The sequence below is a fragment of the Flavobacterium sp. P1_E4 genome (assembly GCF_056405915.1).
Window position 1 is genome coordinate 263,296 of the sequence record NZ_JBFUBE010000004.1, and the last position, 6,636, is coordinate 269,931.

The 6,636-nt window shown below is 30.6% G+C and carries 7 protein-coding genes; 6 read left to right on the forward strand and 1 reads right to left on the reverse strand.

The features are described from left to right. Positions 1 to 163: 163 nt before the first annotated feature. From AC1DY0_RS06440 to AC1DY0_RS06450, 3 genes are all read left to right on the forward strand, one after another. Positions 164 to 2,299 (forward strand): polyribonucleotide nucleotidyltransferase, encoded by a 2,136-nt coding sequence (locus tag AC1DY0_RS06440; RefSeq protein ID WP_477187811.1) that lies wholly within the window; start codon positions 164 to 166, stop codon positions 2,297 to 2,299. 237 nt (positions 2,300 to 2,536) lie between these two features. Continuing rightward, on the forward strand, positions 2,537 to 3,085 hold the full coding sequence (locus AC1DY0_RS06445; RefSeq protein ID WP_477187812.1) for an RNA polymerase sigma factor: 549 nt from the start codon (positions 2,537 to 2,539) through the stop codon (positions 3,083 to 3,085). Further along, entirely contained in the window at positions 3,075 to 3,404 is a 330-nt protein-coding gene (locus AC1DY0_RS06450; RefSeq protein WP_477187813.1) for a hypothetical protein, read from the forward strand. Before AC1DY0_RS06445 ends, AC1DY0_RS06450 begins: the two co-directional genes overlap by 11 nt. A gap of 184 nt (positions 3,405 to 3,588) precedes the next feature. Here AC1DY0_RS06450 and AC1DY0_RS06455 read toward each other — a convergent pair whose 3' ends face one another. After that, positions 3,589 to 3,927, reverse strand: coding sequence for a hypothetical protein (locus tag AC1DY0_RS06455; protein ID WP_477187814.1), 339 nt, complete (start codon positions 3,925 to 3,927; stop codon positions 3,589 to 3,591). 97 nt (positions 3,928 to 4,024) lie between these two features. On the opposite strand from AC1DY0_RS06455, the gene AC1DY0_RS06460 reads away from it, so the two are divergent. From AC1DY0_RS06460 to AC1DY0_RS06470, 3 genes are all read left to right on the forward strand, one after another. Continuing rightward, a complete protein-coding gene (locus AC1DY0_RS06460; protein WP_477187815.1) occupies positions 4,025 to 4,597 on the forward strand; it encodes an outer membrane beta-barrel protein in 573 nt (190 codons plus the stop codon). Positions 4,598 to 5,025: 428 nt separating this feature from the next. Next, a complete protein-coding gene (locus tag AC1DY0_RS06465; protein WP_477187816.1) occupies positions 5,026 to 5,424 on the forward strand; it encodes a hypothetical protein in 399 nt (132 codons plus the stop codon). Positions 5,425 to 5,542: 118 nt separating this feature from the next. Next, the coding region (locus tag AC1DY0_RS06470; protein WP_477187817.1) for a tetratricopeptide repeat protein at positions 5,543 to 6,636 on the forward strand (1,094 nt) is incomplete at its 3' end.

A 6,636-nucleotide genomic window follows, 5' to 3' on the forward strand; every position in this document is an offset into this window, starting at 1 on the left:
TTAGAAGTTATATTTTAGATTCTTCAATTCGATATCAATTTTAAAAATGATATTTACATTAAAAAAAGTTTGGTTTTTCATTGGGTTTTAGGCATTAACTACGCAACAACTACAACTAACAACACAACTAAGACCCATTGTATAACCAATAAGGAAAAAATTTATGATTCCACAATTATTTGTAGAAAAAATCGATTTAGGTGATGGAAGAAGCATCACAATCGAGACAGGACGTTTAGCTAAACAAGCAGACGGTTCTGTAGTAGTAAGAATTGGAAAAACTGTTATTTTAGGAACAGTTGTATCCGCAAGAAAAGCAAGTCCAGGTATTGATTTTTTACCATTAACGGTAGATTATCGTGAAAAATTTGCAGCAGCAGGTCGCTTCCCTGGAGGTTTCTTCAAAAGAGAAGCTCGTCCAAGTGATAGCGAAGTGTTAACAATGAGATTAGTTGACCGTGTTTTACGTCCACTTTTCCCAAGTGATTATCACGCAGAAGTTCAAGTTATGATTCAGTTAATGTCTCATGACGAAGAAGTTATGCCGGATGCATTAGCAGGATTAGCAGCTTCGGCAGCACTTGCATTGTCTGACATTCCTTTTGAAACTTTAATTTCTGAAGCTAGAGTTGGAAGAATTGACGGTAAATTCATCATCAATCCATCTCGCGCACAATTAGAATTGTCTGACATCGACATGATGATTGGAGCTTCAACAGATTCTATCGCAATGGTAGAAGGAGAAATGAAAGAAATCTCAGAAGCTGAAATGTTAGAAGCAATTAAATTTGCTCACGAACATATTAAAGTACAAATTGCCGCTCAGGAAAGATTAGCAATTGCTTTTGGAAAAAAAGAAGTTCGTACTTATGAAACTGAAAAAACTGACGATGCTATTTATGCAAAAGTAAAAGCAGCTGCTTATGATAAAATTTACAACATTGCTAAAGTTGGTTCAGCTAAACACGAACGTTCTGCTGCATTTGATGCTGTAAAAGAAGAAGTAAAAGCATTGTTTACAGAAGAAGAATTGGCAGAAAATGGAGATTTAGTTTCTAAATACTTCTACAAAACCAATAAAGAAGCTGTTCGTAATGTAACTTTAGATTTAGGAACTCGTCTTGACGGAAGAAAAACTACAGAAATCAGACCAATCTGGTGTGAAGTAGATTATTTACCATCTGTTCACGGTTCTGCATTGTTTACACGTGGAGAAACTCAAGCTTTGGCAACAGCAACTTTAGGAACATCAAGAGAAGCTAACCAAATTGATTCACCATCTGAACAAGGAGAAGAAAAGTTCTACCTACACTATAACTTTCCACCATTTTCTACAGGAGAAGCTCGTCCGTTAAGAGGAACTTCAAGAAGAGAAGTTGGACACGGAAACTTGGCGCAAAGAGCGTTAAAAAATATGATTCCTGCTGAAAATCCATATACTATCAGAATTGTTTCTGAGGTATTGGAATCAAATGGTTCGTCTTCTATGGCTACCGTTTGTGCTGGAACACTAGCTTTAATGGATGCTGGTATTCAAATGATTCGTCCAGTTTCTGGAATTGCAATGGGATTGATTACTGATGGTGATCGTTTTGCAGTTTTATCTGATATCTTAGGTGATGAAGATCATTTAGGAGATATGGATTTCAAGGTAACCGGAACTTCAGAAGGTATTACAGCTTGTCAAATGGACATCAAAATTGATGGTTTGAAATACGAGATCATGGAGCAGGCTTTGGCTCAAGCCCGTGACGGACGTTTACATATTTTAGGAAAATTACTTGAAACTCTTGCAAAACCAAATGCAGATGTTAAAGCACACTCTCCTAAAATCATCACCAGAACTATTCCTGGAAACTTTATCGGTGCATTAATCGGACCTGGTGGAAAAGTAATTCAAGAATTACAAAAAGCTACTGGAACTACTATCGTAATCAACGAAGTAAACGAAGAAGGTGTTATCGAAATTTTGGGTACAGATCCTGCTGGAATTGAAGCGGTATTGGCAAAAATCCAATCTATCACTTTCAAACCACAAATGGGAGAAGCATACGAAGTTAAAGTAATCAAAATGCTTGATTTTGGTGCAGTTGTAGAATATACTGCCGCTCCAGGAAATGAAGTATTACTTCACGTATCTGAACTAGCTTGGGAACGTACAGAAAACGTTACCGATGTAGTCAACATGGGAGATGTATTTATGGTGAAATACCTTGGTGTTGATCCAAAAACTAGAAAAGAAAAAGTATCTAGAAAAGCACTTTTACAAAGACCTCCACGTGAGGAGAAAAAAGAGTAATCCAATCTTAGTTTACTAAAGGTTTATTTATAAAGAAAACCCCATTTCATTCACATGAAACGGGGTTTTTCGTTTTTTGACATATTCAACGCAACCTTTTTGACCAATCATAGACTATTAAGAAACTAAGTCATAATGATTATGAAAAAACTATATTCTTTAAAAAATTAGATTCCGAATATCCAAACTCAACCTGAAAATTTATTATTACATTTAAGAACTGATAAAAAAAAATATTTGAATCTAGATCAACTAATAAAAGGCTGTATCAAGCAAAATAGAAAATCTCAAGAAGAACTCTACCTCTTATACAACAAAATTCTTTTCGCCTTAAGTTTAAAGTATTGTCATAATAACTCAGAAGCCGAAGATAATCTTCATGATGCATTCATTGAAATATTCACCAATATAAAAAAATTTAAAGGAAAAGGAAGCTTTGAAGGTTGGATAAAAAGAATAACAATCAACAAAGCTATCGATAGATATAAAAAATCTTGCTTATTAACCACAATAAATAATGACTTCCTGCAAGATACTACTGTAAACGAAGATGAAATAGATTTCTCGCTTGATTATATCCTATCCTTAATTCAAGAATTACCTCATCAATACAGATTAGTTTTTAATTTATATGAACTAGACGATTATTCACATCAAGAAATTGCGACTATGTTATCAATAACCGAAAACACGTCAAAATCAAATCTTCATAGGGCAAAACAAATTTTAAAGAACAAAATAGAATCAAAAAAAGCACTCTATAATTACGAAAACAATGCAAAATAAAACTGAAATAGGAGAAGCATTCAGAAATAAATTAACAAATTTGGAAAAAATGCCAAGTGATGATTTATGGTCAATAATTGAGTCTGATTTAAATAAAAAAAGAAAAAAAAGAATTCTATTCTGGTTAATTCCTATTTTAATGTCTGTAGGTATATTTTCAGTTTTATTAATTTCTAATCAATTCCAATCTGATAAAAATAGAAAATCACAACAAAGTCAAATAAATACAGAGGACACAAATACACAAAATACGATTTCAAAATCAGACTCTTTAAAAAATAATTCAGTAAAAAAGAAAAACAAACAACCAAACCTATAACAGTATATAACCATCAAAATATAAAACTAATCAAAGAATCAACTACACTCATAGCAAATACCGAAAATTATACTGAATATGAAGTTGTCAAAAAATACAAAATAATTATACTAAAAAATAAAACTATCATCAAAAAAAGTAATAAAAACACATCAAAACCAAATAAAATATCATTAAATAAATCCTATAAAAAACCTATTAAAATCAGCAATAAAGCAACCAATAAAGCAACCAATAAAGCAACCAATAAAGCAACCAATAAAGCAACCAATAAAGCAACCAATAAAGCAACCAATAAAGCAACCAATAAAAAACCTATTAAAACCAATGACAAAGCAACCGACAAAAAACCTATTAAATTCAACAATAAAGCAACCGATACTATTAAAAATAATATTGCACAAATTCTTAAAAGAGATATAGATACCAAACCAGAATCAACAATAGAAAAAACAAACGCAATCAAAACAGACACAATTGTTTCAAAATCAAAGAAAAAACCAGCTTTAAAACGAGAACCCAAAAAAAATAATCATATTACTCCGAAAAAAACCGAGCAAGAATATTTTATTTCTGCATTTTACGGTCCCTCAATTTTTGGCTCATTATCAAACCAAACAATGATTGATTCTAGAATTCCTAACATATCCCAAAGTCACCCTATCATATCTAATTATGGTTTTTATTTCAAAACCATGCACAGTAAATTAGGATTTCGAGCTGGATTTTCAAAAATTAATTTAAAAATATCATCTAGATTAAACAAAAACCAATTACCTACCAATTACATCAATAACATCATTACTGACACATTCGAAAATTCAAACCAGGTTGATTTAGATCTTAAATTATCATATTACGAAATGCCATTAGAATTTAATTACGCTATAAAAAAAGATGACAATCCTATAACTATTGACATCTTTACCGGATTTAGTCTGATGGTATTAGACGAAAACAACCTTTATCTTTCATCAAACAGCACAAACAAAATAAACATTGGAGACGCCAAAAATGTCTCAAAATCGTGTCTTTCATATAATTTAGGTATAGGATTTGGATATAAATTAACCGAAAAAATACAAATAGATTTAAACCCTTCTTTTAAATATTATCTAACAATGTTAAATGAGGACAATACTCAAAAACCTTACAGCTTATCAATTCAATCTGGTATAACTTATAAACTTTAAATTTACTTTTAGCTCATTCATCACCTTTACTGATGCGATAAGCTTTTTTTAATTATCAAAACATACTGCATTAACATCTTATTTCTGCCCTATTTCTCATTATTAAAATCATAATGTATCATAGGGCATTAATTATTTTTTTGAGTAATTTATACTTGAAACATCATTAAAAGACTTTTTCTCCAATAAAAGACCTCTACGAGTAGTTCAACAATTCTATTTGAATCAACCCTTACTTCTTAACCCAATGACATTAAATAATAGCATTAAACTATAACCATAAATAAAAAAAAACACTATTTAACACATTATCAAACGAATACTATAAACAAAACACAAAAAACAATAAAAATTTTACATTTTATCCAAAGAAAAAAAATATCTTTAACCCGAAAATTTAATAACTATTAACCTATAAAAAAACAAGTATGGCCTATCCTATTATTCAAGTTACAAAAATTAACAGCGTTCCATTTACATTCGAACAAACAGGAAATGTTGAATACCCAGTAGCCCCTTTTATTTCGGCAAAATTATATACTGATGCCAACAACGTTTTAACCTTAAAAATAAGAGCTACCTTATACATAGACTCAGCAAACACAGTACAACCTTTTGTAGAAGCTGATCCCATAGTACTTGGCGGTTCCTTACAGTTGTATTTTGATTACGATTTTTCAGAAGAAGCTCCAAAAAGTTTAGATGTTTGGTACATAGAATTAGACTATACTTCTGAAGGTGTTGGATACATCTCTACTGTTACTTCTTACCTAAGAGATGTTGATCCTGAAACTTCTAGAGGGACTGTAACAGATGTAGGTCATTAATTATAGAATTTAAATTACTTACAAAGAAACACTTTTTACATCGTTTGATTCTCTAAACATTAATTAAACGATGTATTTTATTAAATAGCAATAGATTAAAACTAACAAATTATTTGAAATGACCAAATTCAAACTATTTCTATTTTCATTATATTTAATCAACCCTTTATTTCTTTTTTCCCAAGAGCAATTGCCTAATACTTTTTTCAGCAAAACACTTCAGAAAAAAGCTACGGAATTTAGAAATGAGCTCAACTTCAATAAGGCACAGACCTTTTTCATTAAACATGACTATGATTCAACTTTAGTTTATTCCATGAAACAATTGAGTTCTAGTAGTAACAAAGAACTCGTTGATTATTGTCATTATTTTAGAGGAAGTTGTTTTAGAGAAAAAAAACTATTCAAAGAAGCTAAATCGGAGTTAAATTTAGTCAATAAAAAATTCATATTCTATTCACTAGTCAATAAAGATTTAGGAGAAATTTTATTAGAATTAAAAGAATTTAACAAAGCAATTTATTACTTTAAAGAGGTTGAAAAGATTTCAGTCCCAAACATAAAGGAATACGAAACAAGTATCATTTATCAAAATTTAGGTGTTTGTTATTTGCATCTTAATCAATTTCCTAAAGCCGAAGAATATTTTTTTAAAAGTCTTGAATTACAAGAAAAAGAAAAAAAAACAGCATCTTTGATTTCATTATATATGGATATTGCTAATTTATATTATCTACAATACAAAGATTCACAAGCCATTCCTTATTTTGAAAAAGCCTATATTTTATCAAGAAAAACAAATGATTATGGGAGAAAAAAAAATGCTTCATTAAATATGGCAGTTGTCGAAGAAAACAGAGGTAACTACAAACAAGCCTTAGTCTATAGAAAAGAATCAGAACAATGGAAAGACTCTCTCAACAACCAAAACAAAGTTTGGGCACTCGCAGACTTCGAAAAAAAATATGCCGTAGCACAAAAACAAAAACAAATATCAGTACTTAAAGTAGAGAATAAACTAAAAGACACACAACGTAATACCATGTTTTTTTCTGCACTGGGTATGTTATTGCTTTTTATAGGTGGTGTTTATGCGTATGCTCAAAAAGTAAAAAATGCAAAAATAATCCTTACCCAAAAAGAAAAACTGGACGAGCTCAATGCCACCAAGGATCAATTATTTTCTATTGTGAGTCATGATTTACGCTCTTC

What these genes read in the sequence shown, in the direction of transcription:
- AC1DY0_RS06440 (WP_477187811.1), top strand. Translation starts at nt 164, where the DNA reads ATGATTCCACAATTATTTGTAGAAAAAATCGATTTAGGTGATGGAAGA.
- AC1DY0_RS06450 (WP_477187813.1), top strand. Translation starts at nt 3,075, where the DNA reads ATGCAAAATAAAACTGAAATAGGAGAAGCATTCAGAAATAAATTAACA.
- AC1DY0_RS06465 (WP_477187816.1), top strand. Translation starts at nt 5,026, where the DNA reads ATGGCCTATCCTATTATTCAAGTTACAAAAATTAACAGCGTTCCATTT.
- AC1DY0_RS06460 (WP_477187815.1), top strand. Translation starts at nt 4,025, where the DNA reads ATGATTGATTCTAGAATTCCTAACATATCCCAAAGTCACCCTATCATA.